General features: G+C 62.4%; 3 protein-coding genes and 2 pseudogenes. 3 read left to right on the plus strand and 2 right to left on the minus strand.

Features of this window, described 5'->3' with window-relative positions:
- Positions 1–41 precede the first annotated feature (41 nt).
- Positions 42–1,421, minus strand: a complete 1,380-nt coding sequence (locus tag V1566_RS14175; protein WP_395303705.1) for an efflux transporter outer membrane subunit — start codon at positions 1,419–1,421, stop codon at positions 42–44.
- Positions 1,418–1,939, minus strand: a pseudogene (locus tag V1566_RS14180) (HlyD family secretion protein); the annotation flags it as partial. The pseudogene V1566_RS14180 and the gene V1566_RS14175, both read right to left, overlap by 4 nt.
- Between V1566_RS14180 and V1566_RS14185 the strand changes: the two are divergent.
- From V1566_RS14185 to V1566_RS14195, 3 genes and pseudogenes are all read left to right on the plus strand, one after another.
- Positions 1,936–18,816 (plus strand): annotated as a pseudogene (locus tag V1566_RS14185) (Ig-like domain-containing protein); the annotation flags it as partial. The pseudogenes V1566_RS14180 and V1566_RS14185 sit on opposite strands and share 4 nt — an antisense overlap.
- 73 nt (positions 18,817–18,889) lie before the next feature.
- Entirely contained in the window at positions 18,890–21,070 is a 2,181-nt protein-coding gene (locus V1566_RS14190) for a type I secretion system permease/ATPase (protein ID WP_395303706.1), read from the plus strand.
- Entirely contained in the window at positions 21,067–22,242 is a 1,176-nt protein-coding gene (locus tag V1566_RS14195; RefSeq protein ID WP_395303707.1) for an HlyD family type I secretion periplasmic adaptor subunit, read from the plus strand. Before V1566_RS14190 ends, V1566_RS14195 begins: the two co-directional genes overlap by 4 nt.
- Positions 22,243–22,263 lie beyond the last annotated feature (21 nt).

Raw genomic sequence — 22,263 nt, forward strand, 5'->3', positions numbered from 1 at the left:
GAAATGTAGGCCCGGTAAGCGCGGCGCCACCGGGCAGGTTTTCAGGCACTGACCCAGCCGCCGCCCAGCGCTCTGTACAAATCGATCTGCGCCAGCAGCAGGTTATTTTTCACCTGCACCACGCTGGTCTGAACTGAGTACAGCGTACGCTGTGCGTCCAGCACGTCCAGATAGGAGGAGTAGCCGTTGCGATTGCGATTCTGCGCAATGCGCAGCGTCTCCTGCGCCACATCCTGCTGAGCAAGCAGCTCCGTCAGCTGTTCCTGATAGCGCGTAATAGCATCAAGGCTGTTGTTCACTTCGGCAAACGCGTTACGCACGATTTTTTCATAGGCGTACAGCGCCTGGTTCCGCTGGGACTGGGAAATGTCTACCTGCGCATTCAGCGCCTGGCGGTTCAGCAGCGGGGCGAGAATACTGCCCCCGACGCTCCAGAGCTGAAGCGGGTTGTCCAGCAGGCCTGAAAGGGTGCGATCCTGTACCGATCCGGTCGCGGTCAGGTTGATCGATGGCAGCAGGCTCGCGCGCGACGCGGCAAGCGAGGCGTCAGCCGCCACCAGCTGTCGTTCGGCCTGAACGATATCCGGTCGACGGTTCAGGAGCGTAGAAGGCAGCTGTGACGGCAGCTTCAGCGGCGTCAGCGTCTCAAAGCTTTCGCTGCGCGCTACCGCGCCGGGATTGCTTCCCAGCAGCAGGCTCAGGGCGTTCTCCTGCTGCGCAATCTGATGCTGCAGCACGGGAACCTGCGCTCGCGTCGAGCGCAGTTCGGAATCCGACTGCATCAGCTCCAGACGCGAGCTGTAGCCCGTCTCAAACTGACGTTTCGCGAGGTTAAATGCCTCTTCGCGTGATTTCAGCGTGGATTCGGTCACCCGCAGTTGTTCGTCAAGAGAGAGCAGGGTGACATACCCGGATGCAACGGAAGACGCGATGGTCAAATCCGCGGCGGCAGCGGCGGCTTTTTGCGCCTCCAGCGAGGCTTCGGCGGCATTGGCCGTGCTGCGGTTGACGCCCCAGATATCAACGTCATAGCTCGCCGTCAGGCTACCTCTGTACAGCGTGCCGTAGACCGGCAGCCCGGTCGCGGCGGATTGCGAACGGGCGCGCGTCCCCGTTACGCCCGCGTCAAGCGAAGGAAACAGGCTGCCGTCAGCAGCAAAGACCCTTGCCTGATATTCGTTAATTCGTTCGCGGGCGATCAGCACGTCGCTGTTATTCTTAAGTGCCTGGTCCACGTAGCGGTTCAGATTGTTGTCATGAAAATTGCGCCACCAGAGCTGCTCCGTCGGGCTGGCAGGGCCTGAGACGCTGCGCCACTGCGTGGGGATTTGCAGCGTCGGCTGCGCCGGTTTGACATCGACGGACTGGCATCCGGCCAGCGTTACCGCCAACACCAGCGCGGCTATCGGGCGAAGGATCATTGCTTCTCCTCCCGCGTATCAATGGTCACCTGCACCGACATGCCCGGACGCAGCAGCGCGGACGCCTCTGGCTTGCCGAGCACCTCGATGCGCACCGGAATGCGCTGGGCGATTTTGACAAAGTTCCCGGTGGCGTTATCCGGCGTGATGGCGCTGAATTCAACGCCGGTCGCCGGAGAGATGCTCTCCACGCGGCCCTGATACGCTTTGTTATTGAGGGCATCGACGGTGAATTTCACCGGCTGACCGACGCGCAGCTCCGCGAGCTGGGTCTCTTTAATATTGGCGATGACCCAGTGCTGAGGCGGCACAAGGGTGGTGAGATGGGTCCCGGCGGTGACATACGCCCCGAGACGAACGGCAATCTGGCCGAGCTGGCCGTCGCGCGGGGCCACAATGCGCGTGTTTTGCAGGTCGATCTGCGCCAGCTCCAGCGCCACTTTGGCGTTTTCTACATCCGCTTCCAGCGCACCGCGATTCACAATCACCGTCTGCAGATCCTGACGCGACATTTCAAGCTGTCGATACTCTCGCACAGGACAACATCATTAATGCGGCTGAGCACAATCAGCCGCTGATCCTGACCGGTAAAACGAATGCTGAAGCCGGTCAGATCGTCACGGTCACCCTGAACGGTAAAAACTATAACGCCACGGTGGGCAGCGACGGCACCTGGTCCGTCACGCTTGCCGCGAGCGACGTGCAGGTGCTCAATGAGGGCAATCACACCCTGACGGTTAACGTGAGCGACAAAGCGGGCAACGGCGCTTCCGTGACGGCAGATTTCACGGTGGATACCGCCGCGCCGGTCGTCACCATCCATACCGTGGCGGGCGACGATATCCTCAATATCAGCGAGCAGGGCCAGGCGCACATTATTTCCGGCCAGGCGAGCGGTGCCGCCGCGGGCGATGTGGTCACCGTAACCCTTGGCGGCCAGACCTTCACCGGCGTGGTTCTGGCGGACGGCAGCTGGAGCGTCGGCGTTCCGGCGTCCGTGCTGGGTGCGCTGGGTGAAGGCAACCACACGCTTTCGGTTTCCGTCACTGACGCGGCAGGCAATACCGGCAGCGCCACGCACGGCATTACGCTGAGCGGACACCCGCCAGAATTTACGATTGACGCCATCAGCCAGGATAACGTCCTGAATGCCCAGGAGGCGATGCAGCCGCTGAGCCTGACCGGCACCAGCAACCTGCCGGACGGCACCGCCGTCACCGTGACGCTGAACAACGTCAACTATCAGGCCACCGTCGAAAACGGTATCTGGGCGGTCCAGGTGCCGGTTTCCGACGTCCTGAATCTGGCGAACACGCTTTACACCGTTAGCGTCAGCGGTACCGACAGCGTGGGTAACAGCGGTTCTGCCGAAGCGAATCTGCTGGTGGATACCGTCCTTCCGCAGGTCATTATCAATACGTTTGCGGGCGACAACCTGGTCAATAACGCCGAAGCGGGCGTCGATCAAACCCTCAGCGGTCGCGTTACCGGCGCGGCGGCGGGCGATACCGTCTCTATCACCGCAGGCGGCAAGAGCTACACCGCAACGGTTGGCAGCGACCTGACCTGGAGCGTGAAAATCCCGTCAGCGGATCTTCAGGCGTTCGGCGACGGGGATTTAACCTTCACCGCCTCCGTCACCAACGGGCACGGCAATACCGGCACCGGCGAGCGTGACATCAATATCAACGCGGAGCTGCCGGGTCTGCGCGTGAACACCATTTCCGGCGATGACGTGATCAACGCGATCGAACAGCAGCAGGATTTGAGCGTCACCGGCTCCAGTAGCCATCTGGCCGCGGGTACGCAGATTATCGTCACCATCAACAACGTTGAGTACGTCACCGCGGTTAACGCCAGCGGCAACTGGCAGATCGGCGTTCCGGCAGCGGACCTGCAGGCCTGGACGGCGGGCGGCATGACGGTTAGCGTCAGCGCTGAAGATGCCTGGGGCAATACCGTAGCGGCTGAACACCCGATTGAACTCGATCTGAACGCCGTGGCGGTCACCATTGATACCGTCTCCGGCGACGACCTGCTGAATGCGGCAGAAAAAGGCAGTGATTTAACCCTTTCCGGCCAGACGCAGGGCGTGGAAGCGGGGCAGACCGTGGTGGTGAAATTCGCTGACCAGACCTTCACCGCGCAGGTGCAGCAGGATGGTTCCTGGAGCCTGACCGTACCCGCCAGCGCCATGGAAACCCTGATCGACGGGCGTGCGCAGGTGAGCGTAAGCGTCACTAACGTCAGCGGCAACAGTGCCGACGCGTCGCGGGTGGTCACGGTGGATACGCAGCCACCGGCGATTACGCTCGATAACCTGACCGCCGACAACATCATCAATGCGGCTGAAGCGCAGCAGGATTTACTGTTAAGCGGCAGCAGCAGTGCGGAACCCGGCCAGACGGTCACCGTGACGCTGAACGGCAAAACGTATCAGACCACGGTCCAGACGGACGGTACCTGGCAGCTGAGCGTCCCGGCGGCAGACGTCGGTGCCCTGACGGATGGCATCGTTACCGTGACCGCAACCGTCAGCGACGTGGCGGGCAACGCCAGCAGCGCCGATCGCGTGGGTCTGGTGGACGCGACCGTACCCCAGGTGACCATTAACGACTTTGTCACCGACACCAATACCATTAACCAGCTCGCTCATTCACAGGCGCAGATCCTGAGCGGCTCCGTCACTGGTGCGGCAGCGGGCGACCTTGTGACCATTACCATTAACAGCGTCGATTACACCACGGTGGTGGATGCATCGGGCAACTGGAGCCTCGGCCTGCCCGCATCCGTCGTGCAGGGTCTGGCAGACGGCACCTGGACCATCGACGTCTCCGTGACCGACCGATCCGGCAACACCGGAAGCAGTTCGCTGGATGTGGTGGTGAATACCGTGACGCCTGTTATCGGTATTAACACGCTGGCGGCGGACGACGTGATCAATGCGGCAGAGAAGGGCGAAGATCTGCTGCTCTCCGGCACCAGCAACCAGCCGGAAGGAACACGCGTCACCGTTAACCTGAACGGCATCAACTACACCGCCACGACAGACGCCAGCGGCAGCTGGAGCGTGACCGTACCGGCCTCGGCCGTAAGCGCGCTGGGTGAAGCCCATTACACCGTGACGGCGAGCGTCACGGATAACGTAGGCAACAGCGCCTCAACCTCACACGATGTGCTGGTGGACAGCTCGCTGCCGGTGGTGACGATCGGCACGCTGGCGGGCGACAATATCGTTAACGCAGCGGAAGTGGCGGCAGGGCAAACCCTGACCGGTAAGGTGACGAACGCGGCGTCAGGTGACACTGTCACTATCATCCTTGGCGGCCAGACATACACCGCTACCGTGCAGGACGATCTGACCTGGAGCCTGCCGTTAAGCGAGAGCCAGCTTTCCGCGCTAGGCAACGGCGACCTCACCGTATCCGCCAGCGTGACCAACGCGCACGGCAATACCGGCTCTTCTTCTCTCGACTTCAGCATCGACGCCCAGCTCCCGGGACTGCGTATTGATACCGTCGCAGGTGACGACGTCATCAACGCGATCGAACACGCTCAGAACCTGATTGTGTCCGGTACCAGCACCGATCTGGCGGCGGGCAGCACCGTGACCGTGACCATCAACGGCAAAGCCTATTCGGCAACGGTGCTGGCGGATGGCACCTGGCAGGCGGCGGTACCGGCGGCCGATGTGTCCCAGTGGGCGGACGGTTCGCTCACCATCAGCGCCAGCGCGCAGGATGCCTCCGGCAACCCGGTGACCATCGGCACCGTCGTGGACGTCGATCTCGCGCCTGTCGCCATCACCATCAGCAGCGTGACCGACGATAACGTGCTCAACGCGGCGGAAAAAGGCCAGGACCTGGTGCTTTCCGGCACCACCTCCAACGTTGAAGCGGGTCAGACCGTGACCATCACCGTCGCGGGTAAAACCTATACCACCACGGTGGATGCCAACGGCGACTGGACCTGGACCGTTCCGGCAGCCGATCTGAGCGGCCTGAAAGACGGCGACGCAAGCGTGCAGGTAAACGTCAGCAACGTGAACGGCAACGCGGCGTCTTCGGCGCAGGAATTCAGCGTCGATACCACCGCGCCGACGGTGACCATCAACACCATCAGCAGTGACAATATGCTGAACGCGGCGGAGGCGGCGCAGGATCTGACCCTGAGCGGCACCTCTACTGCCGAAGCAGGCCAGACGGTCACCGTGACCTTCAACGGCAATCAGTACACCGCGCAGGTGCAGGCGGACGGCAGCTGGACGCTCGACGTTCCGGCGGCGGATATGGCTGGCATCACCGACGGCAGTGCGGCGGTAACGGCGACCGTGTCCGATAAGGCAGGCAACCCGGCCAGCGCGGGCTCCTCGGTGCTGGTCGACACCACCGTACCGCAGATTTCATTCAACATCGTTGCGGGCGACGACGTCATCAATATTGCCGAGCACGGCCAGGCGCTGATCGTCTCCGGCAAGGTGACGGGCGCGCAGGCGGGCGACGTGATTACCGTGACCCTGAACGGGAAAGACTACACCGCCATGCTGGATGCGTCCGGCAGCTGGAGCGTGGGCGTTCCGGCGACGGACGTGGGCGCGCTGGCAAACGGCGACCAGACAATCTCTGCGACTCTCACCGATAAAGCCGGTAACAGCACCACCGCGACGCACGAGTTTGACGTCTCCCTCACCGCGCCGGTGGTTGCCATCAATACCCTGGCGGCTGACGACGTGATCAACGCGACCGAGAAAGGCCAGGATCTGCTGGTGTCCGGCATCAGCAACCAGCCGGACGGAACTACCATTACGGTGACCCTGAACGGAATCAGCTATACGGCCACCACCGACGCCAGCGGCAGCTGGAGCATCACCGTTCCGGCGGCAGACGTTTCTGCGCTTGGCGAAGCGAGCTACGTCGTGACGGCGAGCGTAACCGACGCCGCAGGCAACAGCGCGAGCACCGGCCACAGCGTGCTGGTCGACAGCGCGCTGCCGCAGGTCACCATCAACCCTGTCGCCACGGACGATGTCATTAACGCAGCGGAAGTGGCTAGCGGGCAGACCCTGAGCGGCAAAGTGAGCGGCGCGGCGAGCGGTGACGCTGTCACTATTTCAGTCGGCGGCAATACCTATACCGCGACAGTTCAGGACGATCTGAGCTGGTCGGTCAACGTGCCGTCCACGGTCTTAACCGCCATCGGTAACGGCGATCTGACCGTGTCAGCCAGCGTCACCAACGGCCACGGCAACACCGGAACCGGCGAGCGCGACATCACCATTGACGCCAACCTGCCGGGCCTGCGCGTCGATACCGTGGCGGGCGACGATGTGATCAACAGCATTGAGCACGCGCAGAACCTGATTATCACCGGCTCCAGCGAGGGCCTGGCAACGGGCGCGGCGTTAACGGTGACCGTCAACGGCAAAACCTACGCCGCAACCGTGCTGGCGGACGGCACCTGGACGGCGGCCATTCCGGCGGCAGACGTCAGCGCGCTGAATGCGGGCACGGTCACCGTGACCGTGGACGGCCAGAGCGCGGCGGGCAATCCGGTTTCCATCAGCCATGACGTGAAGGTGGATCTGGCGGCGGTCGCCATCAGCATTAACCCGATTGCCTCGGACGACGTAATCAACGCGGCTGAGAAAGGCGCGGACCTGGTGCTGTCCGGCTCGACCACCAACGTGGAAGAAAACCAGACCGTTACCATCACCTTCGGCGGCAAGTCGTACACCGCGACGGTGGATGCCAGCGGCAACTGGACGGCGACCGTACCGTCCGCCGATTTGGGCAGCCTGAAGGACGGCGATGCCAGCGTGCAGGTGAGCGTCACCAACGTGAACGGCAACAGCGCGTCGGCAGGCCGCGAGTACAGCGTGGACGCCACCGCGCCGACGGTGTCTATTGAAATTGTCAGCGACAACAACATCATCAATGCGGCCGAAGCGCAGCAGGATCTGGTCGTTAACGGCGTGACCAACGCCGAAGCGGGCCAGACCGTCACCGTAACGCTGAACGGCGTGGATTACACCACCACCGTACAGGCGAACGGCAGCTGGAGCGTGACCGTGCCGTCTGCGGATCTGAGCGGTATTACCGACGGCAACTACACCATCAGCGCCGCCGTGTCTGATAAGGCGGGCAACCCGGCCTCAGCGGATCGCGACGTGCTGGTCGATACCACCGTCCCGCAGCTGACCATTAACACCGTTTCCGACGACGACGTGATCAACAGCGCCGAGCATGCGCAGGCATTGATTGTCACGGGCTCCGTGACCGGCGCGGCGGCGGGCGACGTGGTCACCGTTACCATCAACAACAAATCCTACACCGCCACCCTGGACGCCTCAGGCAACTGGAGCGTGGGCGTGCCTGCGGCGGACGTCACCGCGCTGGCCGCCGGGGATTACACCATCACCGCGGCGCTGACCGATAAAGCGGGCAACAGCAACAGCGCCACGCATGAGGTCAACGTCAATCTGACCGCCCCGGTGCTGACCATCGACACCGTTTCCGGCGACGATGTGATCAACAATGCAGAGAAAACCCAGGATCTGACGATCTCCGGTACGGCTTCCGGCCTGGCGGCAGGCGCGGTAGTAACCGTGATGCTGAACGGCAAAGCGTACAGCGCGCAGGTGGACGATAACGGGAAATGGACGACTACCGTTCCGGCGGATCAGGTGAGCCAGCTGGGTGAAGCGTTGTACACCGTTACCGCATCGGCAACGGACAGCGTCGGCAACAATACCAGCACGTCGCACACCGTGAACGTGGAATCCGTTCTGCCGGGCGTGATCGTCAACATCATTGCAGGTGACGACGTCATTAACGCGGCGGAGCTGGCAGCCGGCCAGACCATCAGCGGTAAGGTGGTGAATGCCGAAGCGGGCAACACCGTGACCGTGACGATTGGCGGTAACAGCTACACCGCAACGGTGCAGAGCGATCTCACCTGGTCCGTTAACGTGCCGGAATCCGTGCTGACCGCGCTGGGCAACGGTAATTTGACCGTGTCAGCCAGCGTCACGAACGGCGTGGGCAATAGCGGAACGGGCGAGCGCGAAATCGTTATAGACGCTAACCTGCCGGGCCTGCGCGTGGATACCGTGGCGGGTGACGACGTGATCAACAGCATCGAACGTACTCAAAACCTGATTATCACCGGCACCAGCGACGGGCTGGCGGCGGGCGCGGCGCTGACCGTGACCGTCAACGGCAAAGCCTATCCGGCGACCGTGCTGGCGGACGGCACCTGGAGCGCGGCGATCCCTGCGGCGGACGTGGGTGCGCTGGCCGCAGGCACGGTTTCAGTAACCGTTGCTGGCCAGAGCAGCGCCGGTAACCCGGTTTCCATCAGCCACGATGTGACGGTGGATCTGGCGAACGTTGCCATCAGCATCGACGCCGTTGCCACCGATGACGTGATTAACACGGCCGAGAAGGGCGCGGATCTGGTGCTCTCCGGCACTACCTCGAACGTTGAGGAAAACCAGACCGTCACCATCACCTTCGGCGGCAAGAGCTACACCGCGACGGTGGACGCCAACGGCAAATGGACCGCCACGGTGCCAGCGGCCGATCTGACGGATCTCAAAGACGGCGACGCCAGCGTGCAGGTGAGCGTCACTAACGTGAACGGCAACAGCGCCTCGGCGGGCCGCGAGTACAGCGTGGATGAGACCGCACCGTCCGTGACCATCAATACCCTGGCGAACGACGATATTCTGAACGCCGCTGAAGCGCAGTCGGATCTGACCGTATCCGGCACCACCACCGCCGAAGCGGGCCAGACGGTCACCGTATCGCTGAACGGCAAAGACTACACCACAACCGTCAGCGCAGACGGCAGCTGGACGCTGAACGTCCCGGCCGCCGATCTGGCTGGATTAACCGACGGCAGCGTGACCGTCACCGCATCGGTAAGCGATAAAGCGGGTAACCCGGCGTCCGTGGACCACAACCTGGCGGTAGATATCACCGCGCCTGCGGTGACCATCAACACCGTGGCGGGCGACGACGTCATTAACATTGCAGAACACGGCCAGGCGCAAATCATCAGCGGCACCGCCACAGGCGCGGCAGCGGGCGATAAGGTCACCGTCACGATTGGCGGGCAGACCTACACCACCGTGCTGGACGCGGCGGGGAACTGGAGCGTGGGCGTACCGGCGAGCGTGATTTCGGGCCTCAGCGACGGCACCGTAACCGTCACTGCGTCAGTCACCGACGCGGCGGGCAACACCGGCACCGGCACGCATAACGTGACCGTCGATACCGGTCTGCCATCGGTGGCCTTCAACGCCATCAGCGATGACAACGTCCTGAACGCCGTTGAAAAAGGCCAGGATCTGAGCGTCAGCGGCACCAGCGCTAACCTCGCGGAAGGCACCGTGGTGACCGTGACCCTCAACGGTAAAAACTACACGGCCACAACTGCGGCAGACGGCACCTGGAGCCTGACGGTTCCGGCAGCGGATCTGGCCGGTCTCGGTCAGGCTAATTACACCCTGAATGCGACCGCCACCAACGGCGTGGGCAACAGCGTGAGCAACACCGCGAACCTGCTGGTGGACACTGCGCTGCCGACCGTCACCATCAATACCGTGGCGGGCGATAACGTCATCAATGCGGCGGAAGTGGCGGCAGGCCAGACCCTGAGCGGCACCGTGGCGAATGCCGAAGCGGGCAATACCGTTACCGTCACCCTTGGCGGCAACAGCTACACCGCAACGGTGCAGAACGATCTGACCTGGTCCGTGAACGTGCCGTCTGACGTGCTGACCGCGCTGGGCAACGGCAGCCTGAGCGTGACGGCGAGCGTCACCAACGGCCACGGCAATACCGGCACCGGCGAGCGCGAGATCGCTATCGACGCTAACCTGCCGGGCCTGCGCGTGGATACCGTGGCGGGCGACAATGTCGTCAACAGCATTGAGCACGCGCAGAACCTGATTGTCACCGGCTCCAGCGACGGGCTGGCGCCGGGCACGGCGCTGACCGTCACCGTCAACGGCAAAACCTATGCGGCGACCGTACTGGCGGACGGCACCTGGAGCGCGGCGATCCCGTCCACCGACGTGAGCGCGTGGCCGGAAGGCACCGTCAAAATCAGCGTTACCGGCGACAGCTCTGCGGGCAACCCGATTACCATCAGCCACGACGTGACGGTAGATCTGGCGACCGTTGCCATCAGCATCAATTCCATCGCTACCGACGACGTGATTAACGCGGCGGAGAAGGGCGCGGATCTGGTGCTGTCCGGTGCGACCACCCACGTGGAAGCCGGGCAGACCGTGACCATCAGCCTGAACGGAAAAATCTATAGCGCGACAGTAGACGACAGCGGTAACTGGACCTACACCCTACCGTCTGCGGATCTGGTACACCTCAAGGATGGCGACGCTAGCGTGCAGGTGAGCGTCACCAACGTGAACGGCAACAGCGCCTCGGCGGGCCGCGAGTACAGCGTGGATGCGACCGCGCCGTCCGTGACCATTAATACCCTGGCGACCGACGATATTCTGAATGCCGCAGAAGTTCAGGCCGATCTGACCGTGTCCGGCACCACCACCGCCGAAGCGGGCCAGACCGTGACCGTGACGCTGAACGGCAAAGACTACACCGCAACCGCAGGCGCGGACGGCAGCTGGACGCTGAGCGTTCCGGCGGCGGATCTGGCCGCGCTCGGCGACGGCAGCGTGACCGTGACGGCAAGCGTCAGCGACAAGGCGGGCAACCCGGCGTCGGTTGATCACACTCTGACAGTCGACGTGACCGTTCCTGTGGTGACCATCAACACCGTGGCGGGCGACGATGTGATTAACATCGCAGAGCACGCTCAGGCGCAAATCATCAGCGGCACCGCCACCGGCGCGGCTGCGGGCGATAAGGTCACCGTCACGATTGGCGGCCAGACCTACACCACCGTGCTGGACGCGGCGGGTAACTGGAGCGTGGGCGTCCCGGCGAGCGTGATTTCTGCTCTGCAGGACGGCACCGTAACCGTCACTGCGTCAGTCACCGACGCGGCGGGCAACACCGGTGCCGGCAGCCATGACGTGACCGTCGATACCGGCCTGCCGTCCGTGGCGTTCAACGCCATCAGCGGCGATAACGTGCTGAACGCGGTAGAGAAAGGTCAGGATCTGAGCGTCAGCGGCACCAGCGCCAACCTGTCGGAAGGCACCGTGGTGACCGTGACCCTCAACGGTAAAAACTACGCGGCCACGACGGCCGCAGACGGCACCTGGAGCCTGACCGTTCCGGCAGCGGATCTGGCGGGTCTGGGCGAAGCGAATTACACCCTTAGCGCCGCCGCCACCAACGGCGTGGGCAATAGCGTCAGTAACACCGCGAACCTGCTGGTGGACACCGCACTGCCGACCGTCACCATCAATATCGTGGCGGGCGATAACATCATCAATGCGGCGGAAGTGGCCGCAGGCCAGACCATCAGCGGAAAGGTAGCGAATGCGGAAGCGGGCAACACGGTAACCGTGACTATCGGTGGCAACAGCTACACCGCAACGGTGCAGAACGATCTGACCTGGTCCGTGAGCGTGCCAGAATCCGTCCTGACCGCGCTGGGCAACGGCGACTTGACCGTGTCGGCGACCGTCACCAACGGCCACGGCAACACCGGCGCGGGCGAGCGCGAAATCGTTATAGACGCCAGCCTGCCGGGTCTGCGCATTGATACCGTGGCGGGCGACGATGTGATCAACAGCATCGAACATACTCAAAACCTGATTGTCACCGGCTCCAGCGACGGGCTGGCGGCAGGCACCACGCTCACCGTGACCGTCAATGGCAAAACCTATGCGGCCTCCGTGCTGGCAGACGGCACCTGGAGCGCGGCGATCCCGGCGGCAGACGTCGGGGCCCTGGCTGCGGGCACGGTCACCGTGACCGTTGCTGGCCAGAGCGCGGCGGGCAACCCGGTGACCATCAGCCACGATGTCACCGTCGATCTGTCTGCCGTTGCCGTCAGCATCGATGCGATTGCCACCGACGACGTGATTAACGCGGCGGAGAAAGGCGCGGATCTGGTGCTGTCCGGCAGCACCTCGAACGTGGAGGAAAACCAGACCGTCACCATCACCTTCGGCGGCAAGAGCTACACCGCGACGGTGGACGCCGACGGCAAATGGACGACCACCGTGCCTTCCGCCGATCTCGCGGGCCTGAAGGACGGCGATGCCAGCGTGCAGGTGAGCGTCACCAACGCGCACGGAAACAGCGCCTCTGCGGGCCGGGAGTACAGCGTGGACGCCACCGCGCCAGCCGTGACCATCGATACGGTCGCTGGCGATAACGTGATTAACGGCAGCGAAGCGGCTGCGGGCGTGGCCATCTCCGGCACCACCACGGCGGAAATCGGGCAGACGGTCACCGTGACGCTGGGCGGCAAGAGCTATACCGCGCAGGTGCAGCAGGGCGGCATCTGGAGCGTGAACGTGCCGGGCACAGACCTGTCCGCACTGGCGGATAACGGCTACACCGTGCAGGTCAGCGTGAGCGACGCTGCGGGTAACCCGGGCAGCGCGGGCAAAGCGATTACGCTTGATACCACGCCACCGACCGTCAGCTTTAACGTCGTGGCGGGCGATAACGTCATTAACAGCGTGGAGCACGGGCAGGCGCAGATTGTCAGCGGCACGGCAACCGGCGCGAGCGTCGGCGATAAGCTGGTCATCACCATCGGTTCTAACCAGTACACCACCACCGTTGACGCCAGCGGTAACTGGAGCGTGGGCGTTCCGGCCAGCGTGATTTCCGCGCTGAACGACGGCACCGTGACCCTCAGCGCGACGATTACCGACAGCGCGGGCAACAGCAGCACCCAGACCCACGATGTGGTGGTGAACACCGCCTCCGTGGTGCTGACGGTGAACACCGTTAGCGGTGACGACGTCATCAACGCGGCAGAAGCCGGTTCGGCCCTGGTGATTAACGGCTCCAGCGCCCAGCTCGCCAGCGGGACGCAGGTCACCGTGATGCTGAACGGCAAGAGCTATACGGCCACCATCCAGAGCGACGGCAGCTGGACGACCACCGTACCGGCCGCCGACGTGGGTGCCCTGGCCGATGGCGCGAGCTATCAGGTGTCCGTGTCGGCGCAGGACAGCGCGGGCAACAGCGCGTCGGCAACGCACGGCATCAGCGTGGATACCACTGCGCCGGTCGTGAGCATTGCGACGCTGTCGGTTGACGACATGCTGAACGCGCTTGAAGCGCAGCAGCCGCTGACCGTGCACGGATCTTCCAGCGCGGAGGCCGGTCAGACCGTCACCGTGACGCTGGGCGGCAAAACCTACACCGCCACCGTCGCGAACGACGGGACGTGGACGCTGGATGTTCCGGCAGCCGATCTGGCCGCGCTGAGCCAGGGTGCGTTGACGGTGACCGCCTCGGTGAACGACAAAGCGGGTAATAACGGCCAGACCACGCACACCTTAACGGTCGATACCGTCGCGCCAACCGTGACCATCAGCACCGTGGCCGATGACGATATCGTCAACAACGCGGAGCAGCTGGCGGGCCAGACCATCAGCGGCACCACCACGGCGGAACAGGGCCAGACGGTGACCGTCTCCTTCAACGGGCACAGCTATCAGGCGACCGTCGGGGCGGACGGATCGTGGTCGGTCTTCGTGCCGGGCCGTGATTTCCTCGGCCTGAGCGACGGGGATTACACCATCACCGCTTCGGTGAACGACAGGGCGGGCAACCCGGGCAGCGCAACGCACGACGTGACGCTGAACGGCGATGTCCCAACCATCACCATTAACACCTTTGCGCAGGACGATATCGTCAACGCCGCCGAGCACGGCACGCCGCTAGTCGTCAGCGGCACCACCGACGCCCCGGCGGGCCAGACGGTGACCATTACGCTGAACGGTAAAACCTACACGGCGACCGTTCAGAATGACGGTACCTGGAGCTACACGGTGGGCAGCGCAGACGTGACCGCGCTGGCCGACGGCGGTTCGTACGTGATTAACGCCCAGGTCAGCAACACCATCGGCAACAGCGGCAGCGATAACCACAGCGTCACCGTGGATCTCACCGCGCCGTCGATGGGGATTAGCGTTGATTCGCTGCAAAATGACACAGGCCTGAGCGCGAGTGATTTCATCACCAACGACGCTCAGGTCGTGGTCAACGGCTCCCTGAGCGCGCAGCTCGGCAATAACGAGAAGGCGCAGATCAGCCTCGACGGCGGCACCACCTGGATTGACCTGACCGTGACCGGCACCACCTGGCGCTACACCGATGGCCGCACCCTGACGGACGGTACCTACCAGTACCAGGTGCGCGTGATCGATAACGCGGGCAACGTGGGTGCGACGGACAGCCAGGACGTGGTGATTGACCTGACGAAGCCAGCGGCAAGCACCATTACGGTCGATTCCATCACCCAGGATACCGGCCTGTCCGGCAGCGACTTTATCACCAGCGACAACCAGATCAGCCTGAAAGGGACGCTCGGCGCGGCGCTGGGCAGCGGCGACCACGCGCAGATCAGCCTCGACGGCGGCGTTACCTGGATCGACGTCAGCGTCAGCGGCCTGAGCTGGACGTACGTCGATGGCCGCACGCTGGCCGACGGGGATTACAACTACCAGCTGCGCGTGATTGACGACGCGGGCAATATCAGCGCCACCGCCAGCCAGGTGGTGACCATTGATACGGTTGCGCCGGACGCCGGTAAAACTATCGCCATCGACAGCATCAGCGACGATACCGGCCTGAGCAGCAGCGACTTTATCACCAACGATACGTCCCTGACGCTGCATGGCTCGCTCGGCGCGACGCTGGCCGACGGCGAGTATGCCCAGATCAGCATCGATGGCGGCGTCACCTGGCAGAACGTGATCGTCACCGGCAACAGCTGGTACTACGTGGACGGCCGCACGCTGGGTAACCAGACCTATGACTACTACGTTCGCGTGGTGGACGCGGCGGGCAACGTGGGCGCCAGCGCCCATCAGCAGGTGACCGTCGATACGGTCGCCCCGGATGCGGCGATTACGGTGACCGTGGATAACATCACCGTGGATACCGGCTTCGACAATAACGACTTCCTGACCAGTTCGACCTCGTACACGCTGCACGGAACGCTCGGCGCAGAACTCGGCGCGGGTGAATTCGTACAGGTGAGCATGGACGGGGGCAGCACCTGGGTTTACGCCACCGTAAGCGGTACGCAGTGGAGCTACAGCGACACCCGTACCCTGACCGACGGCAGCCATAACTATCAGGTGCGGGTCGTTGACCAGGCGGGGAACGTCGGGGCCACCACCGCGCAGGCGGTGACGGTGGATACCCAGTCGCCGCAGTACGGCGTCACCATCGACAGCATCAGCGAAGATACCGGCCAGTCCGGGAGTGATTTCATCACCATGGACACCACGCTGACCATTAACGGTTCGCTGGGCAGCGCGCTGGCAAGCGACGAGCGCGTACAGATAAGCCTGGATGGCGGAAATACCTGGCTCGATACCACGGTCACCAACCAGCGCTGGAGCTACACCGATACCCGCGATCTGCCTGACGGAGACTACACCTACCAGGTGCGGATTATCGACCAGGCGGGCAACGTGGGCTCCACCGCCTCTCAGGTGGTGACGGTGGACACCACGCCGCCAACCACCGTAGGCACGGTAGTGAGCTATACCGACGGTGAAGGCGAGCGTCAGGGGACCTTTGGCAGTGCGGTGGCAACGGACGATAACTCGCCGCTGATCAACGGTACGCTTAACCGCGCCCCGGACGACGGTGAAATTGTGCAGCTCTACCGTGACGGGGTCCTGCTCGGCCAGGTGACCATGAACGGCAGCGCAAGCTGGTCCTTCCAGGACAACGGCCTGAGCGACGGCAACCACACCTACATTGTGCGCGTCACCGATAAGGCCGGTAACTACACGGAATCCGACGGCTTTGTACTGAACGTTGATACTAGCATCCCGACTACCACGGCGGCGATTACCGCGCAGACCACGTCGGACACCACGCCGATCGTCACTGGTACCGTCTCCGCTGACCTGGTGAACGGTGAATACCTGGTGGTAACGGTGAACGGAAAAACCTACACCTCCCAGACCGGCGGCGCGGTGGTGGTCGACCCGGATCACAACACCTGGTATCTGCAGATCCCGGACAGCGATGCGCTGAGCGTGTCGAGCTACAGCGTGACGGCGCAGGTGAAGAGCAGCGCGGGTAATGGTAATACCACCGGTACGGCGACCGGCAGCCTGGTGATTGATACCACCTCGGTGAATACCGACTGGGCAACCACGGCGGGGAACAGCAACAACTCCACCATGACCCTCGGCATGAACAGCAGCGGTCTGTGGAATATCATTGCTAACGGCCAGTCTTACTCCAGCAGCGATAGCTCGACCTATGCCGGAAATACGCTGACCAACACCCGCGGCTACTACGTGGTGAGCCAGACCGCCGCCGACTTTGACCGTAACGGCACGCAGGATATTTTCGCGACGGAAAATACCTACTCCGGCTCTACGCAGGTGATGTGGACCTATGATGGCAGCACCTATAACGCCAGCCAGCTGGCGATGGGGACCACCATCTGGTACGGCGGCGTGATTGCGTACGATAAAACCGGCGATGGCTATCTGGATCTGGCGTACGGCGATGCCGGCATGGACTCACTGACTTACCTGGTGAACAACAACGGCGTTCTGTCGCCGGACGGCACCGGTGGCGAAGGTGGTTTCTACGGTCAGTTCGATTCCGGACGCGAAATCTCCGGCGTCGACCTGAACAACGACGGCACGGTAGACATTGTCCAGCACACCAACCGCAGCGGCGCGTACTCGTTAACCGTGATCAACAACAACGGTAACGGCACGCTCTCTATCGGTCAGAACCTGACGAACGTGTTTGTGGCAAACGCCTCGAATACCACCACGGCAGCGTCCATGACGTGGGCGGACTTCAACGGCGATGGCTACATGGATCTGTACCTGGGCAGCAGCTACAACAACAACGGCGGGGTAATTTACTACAACGACGGTACCGGGAAGCTCTCTGCCACTAAGAGCGCGGTGGAAGCCTCTAACGCCACCGCGGGCTATCTGTCGGTGGCAGTGGACTGGAACGGCGACGGGCAGATGGACGTCGTCAAGCTCAGCACCTACGGCGGTTCACAGACGGCGACCCTGTTCACCAACAACGGTTACGGCTCCACCTGGACCTCAAGCCAGCTGGCGTCAGGTATTGCCTACGCGACCGGCGTGGCGGCAGTGGACTACAACTGGGACGGCGCGCAGGATCTGCTGGTGTCTCAGCAGAACGGCAAGGTGGTGCTGGTGCAAAACAGCAAAACCATTGCTGACGGCACCGCGATGCACCTGCACATTGTCGACAGCGAGGGCATCAACGCCTACTACGGTAACACGGTCAATCTGTACAACGCCGCGGGCGTGCTGGTGGCTTCGCAGATCATCAACGCCCAGTCCGGTATCGGTTCGAACGATACCTCTGCGCTGGTGAGCTTCTACGGGCTGGATCCGAATGAAACCTATTCGGCCGAGATCCTGAAGATCACCAACGGCGTGTCGGATAACGTCACCTGGAGCGGTCTGGAAGCGGGCAACGGCAAAGAGGGCTACGTCCTGACGGCCGAAGCAGCCACTGGCGTCCACAGCGGGACCCTCACCGGGACCGGGTATAACGACACCTTTATCGCAGAGGATGGCACCTATACCTACAACGGTTCCGGCGGCTGGAATACCCATTCCGACCACGACACCTGGAGCAACACCGGTGGGATGGACGTGGTGGATTACCGCAATGCGACCTCCGGCGTAACCGTTGATTTGCGCCTTTCTACCGCGCAGGACACCGGGTTCGGTACGTCACGACTGCTCAACATTGAGGGAATTAACGGCTCGAACTTCGATGACGTCATTACCGGCAACAGCGGTGATAACCAGTTCGAAGGCCGCGGCGGGAACGACACCTTCAACATTGGCAGCGGCGGTCACGATACGTTGCTCTACAAGCTGATCAACGCGTCTGACGCAACGGGCGGTAACGGTCACGACGTGGTGAACGGCTTTACGGTCGGCACCTGGGAAGGGACCGCGGACACGGACCGCATTGACCTGCGCGATCTGCTCTCCGACAGCGGCTATACCGGCACCGGCTCGGCGAGCTATGTGAACGGCGTGGCCACGCTGGACAGCAGCGCGGGGAATATCAGCGATTACATCCGCGTGGTGCAGAACGGCAGCAATACCGAGATCCAGGTCGACCTGGACGGTACAGGCGGTCAGTTCTCGCCGACCACTCTGGTGACCCTGAACGGCGTGCAGACGGATCTGGCGACGCTGCTGGCGAACCATCAGCTGTTAATTGCGTAAACCAACGCCGCGGGGAGCGATCCCCGCGGCCTTTTGGCGTTTCTTTTACACGAATTGCGTTAACCCGGAGATTATGAAGACACATCCACAGTACGAACCCTGGCTGCAGGGCATGCTTATCATCGCGAAACACTACCGGCTGGATTTTTCAGCGGAGCATGTTCGGGTCACGATTAACCATGAAAGCCAGTCTCCGCGTCAACTGGTGCTGGAGGAGATGGCGCGCCAGCTTGGGCTGGGGATGCGTATGGTGGCGGCTGAAGCTGTATCCCTCGATCCGTGGCGCCTGCCGCTGCTGGCGGAATTCACCGGCGGACAAATCGCGGTCATTAACCGCATGGACAGCGAAGGCAACGTGAGCCTGCAGTTTAGCGGCGACGCGGGGCTGGAGACGACGCTGACGTGTGACGAACTCGGGGCTCGGTTAAAGGGGCTGATGGTGTTGCGCCCGCTCGAATCCACGCCGGATGCCCGCGTGGACGACTACATCAAACCCTATGAGAAAAACTGGTTCTGGCAGCTGGCGCTGAAGGACTGGCGACGCTACAGCGACATTATGCTGGTGGCGCTGGTGGCCAACGTGCTGGCGCTTTCAGGCATGGTCTTCTCCATGCAGGTGTACGACAGGGTGGTGCCGTCCCAGTCGGAAGCCACGCTGTGGGTGCTGTTTGGCGGCGTGATGATCGCCATCGTGTTCGAATTCATCATGCGCATGCTGCGCGTGCATATTTCTGACGTGGTGGGGAAACGCGCCGACCTGCGTATCTCTGAACGCGTGTTTGCCCACGCGCTGCGGATTAAAAACGGCGCGCGGTCCAAATCAACCGGATCGTTTATCGCCCAGATCCGCGAGCTGGAGTCGGTGCGCGAGCTGATCACCTCGACCACCATTGCGGCCATCTCCGATCTGCCGTTCTTCCTGCTGTTTGTCTTTATTCTGTGGATGATTGGCGGCCCGCTGGTGCTGGTGGTCCTGCTCGCCGTGCCGCTGCTGCTCATTCCCGGCCTGCTGGTGCAGCGCCCGCTGGGGAAACTTTCCAGCGAAGGGATGCGTGAATCCGCCATTCGTAACGCCACGCTGGTGGAAGCGGTGCAGGGCCTTGAAGACATCAAGCTGATGCGCGCCGAACAGCGTTTCCAGAACCAGTGGAATAATACCAACGACGTTGCCGCCAGCGTCGGCATGAAGCAGCGCTGGCTGACGGGCCTGCTGCTCACCTGGACGCAGGAAGTACAGTCAATCGTCTACGCCGTGGTACTGCTGGTGGGCTGTTACCTGGTCATCAGCGGCGACATGACCACCGGTGCGCTGGTGGGGACCTCGATTCTGGCGTCGCGCACCATCGCGCCGCTGTCGCAGATCTCAGGCGTGCTCTCGCGCTGGCAGTCGGCAAAAGTGGCCCGCAAGGGGCTGGACGACCTGATGCAGCGCCCGATTGACGATCCGCAGCACGGCAAGAAGGTGCACAAAGCCCACCTGCGCGGCGACTATGCGCTTGAGGACGTCGGGTTTTATTACGACGAGGAAGAGAAACTCACCGTGCTCAACATCAGCAAGCTGCAGATCCGCGCCGGAGAGCGCGTGGCGGTGCTTGGGCGTAATGGCTCCGGTAAAAGCACGCTGTTACAGCTTCTGGCGGGCATGCAGGAGCCGCAGCAGGGCAGCATCCTGCTCGACGATATCGCCCTCAATCATCTGGACCCGGCCGACGTGCGTCGCGACATGCAACTGCTCAGCCAGCAGGCCCGGCTGTTCTTTGGCTCCGTGCGGGACAACATCCTGATGGGGAACCCGTTAGCCACCGACGACGAGATTCATCAGGCGCTGGTCAACAGCGGCGCGCTGGAGTTTGTGCGCAAGCAGAAAATGGGGCTGAATTACATCATCAACGAAGGCGGGGCTGGCCTCTCTGGCGGCCAGCGTCAGGCGCTGCTGCTGGCGCGCGCGCTGATCACCTCTCCGAATATCCTGTTGCTGGACGAGCCTACCGCCTGGCTGGACGAAATGAGCGAGAAGCAGTTTATACAGCATCTTCACAAATGGCTGGGTAAACGCCGGACGCTGGTGGTGGCGACGCATCGCCTGCCGATTCTGGATTTGGTCGACCGCATCATTGTGCTGGAAAACGGCAAGGTGGTGATGGACGGCCCGCGCGATGCGATCCTGCATCAGCACGGTATGGCGCCGCAGAAAGCCGCGCAGCGTACCGTGACCATGAAGCCGGCGGCGGTTGCCGAGGAGGGCGCGGCATGAATGATTTCTCTCGTTTCAATAGCCGACTGAAGGAGCCACGCCTGCCGCGCTCGTCACTGGTAGCATGGTCGCTGTTCGCCCTGCTGGCGGTGTTTATCGCCTGGGCGAGCCTGTTCCATCTTGATGAAGTGACGACCGGAAGCGGCAAGGTCATACCGTCTTCTCATGAGCAGGTCATTCAGTCCCTGGAAGGCGGCATTATCCACAGCCTGATGGTGCGCGAAGGTGACATTGTGGAACGCGGCCAGCAGCTCGCGCAGCTTGACCGGACAAAAACCGAGTCCAGCGTGCTGGAGAGCGAGTCTCGTCTGAATGCGGCGCTGGCAACGGCTGCGCGCCTGAAGGCCGAGGTGAACGACACGGAACTCGCGTTTCCGGATGAACTGGATGACGACGTTGAGCTGGTTAAACAGGAAACGGCGCTCTACCAGTCCCGTCGTGAGAGCCTCGAAAAGGGGCTGGCCGGGTTGCGCCAGGGCGCCGAGCTGGTGCAGCGCGAGCTGTCGTTGACCCGTCCGCTGGTGACCCAGGGGGCGGCCAGCAAGGTTGAGGTGTTACGTCTTGAGCGTCAAAAAAATGAGCTTGAGAACAAAATTACCGAGATGAAAAACCAGTATTACGTTCGCGCCCGTGAGGAGCTGGCGAAAGCCAATGCGGAGATTGAAGCCCAGCGTTCGGTGATGAAAGGGCGTGAGGACTCCCTGACCCGGCTGACCTTCAATGCCCCGGTTCGCGGGATCGTGAAGGATATTGACGTCACGACCGTGGGCGGCGTTATCCCGCCAAACGGCAAGCTGATGAGCCTGGTCCCGCTTGACGATCAGATGGTGGTCGAAGCGAAAATTTCGCCGCGCGATGTGGCGTTTATTCATCCTGGCCAGAAAGCGCTGGTGAAAATTACGGCCTATGACTACTCGATTTACGGCGGGCTGGAAGGGGAAGTGACCATGATTTCGCCGGACACCCTGCAGGATGAGGTGAAAAGGGATGTGTACTACTATCGCGTCTATATTCGTACCGACAGTAACCATCTGACCAATAAGCAAGGTCAGGAATTTCCGGTCTTTCCGGGCATGATTGTTACCGTTGATATTAAAACCGGCAGCAAAACCATTCTGGATTATCTGTTAAAACCGCTGAACAAGGCAAAAGAGGCGCTGCGGGAACGATAGGGGGATGGCGTTCGGAAATCC

This window comes from Enterobacter sp. ECC-019, from assembly GCF_043974075.1.
Lineage (GTDB): Bacteria > Pseudomonadota > Gammaproteobacteria > Enterobacterales > Enterobacteriaceae > Enterobacter > Enterobacter asburiae_D.

Excerpts from the sequence above, each read along its gene's own strand:
- V1566_RS14175 (WP_395303705.1), bottom strand. The coding sequence starts at position 1,421 with ATGATCCTTCGCCCGATAGCCGCGCTGGTGTTGGCGGTAACGCTGGCC.
- V1566_RS14195 (WP_395303707.1), top strand. The coding sequence starts at position 21,067 with ATGAATGATTTCTCTCGTTTCAATAGCCGACTGAAGGAGCCACGCCTG.
- V1566_RS14190 (WP_395303706.1), top strand. The coding sequence starts at position 18,890 with ATGAAGACACATCCACAGTACGAACCCTGGCTGCAGGGCATGCTTATC.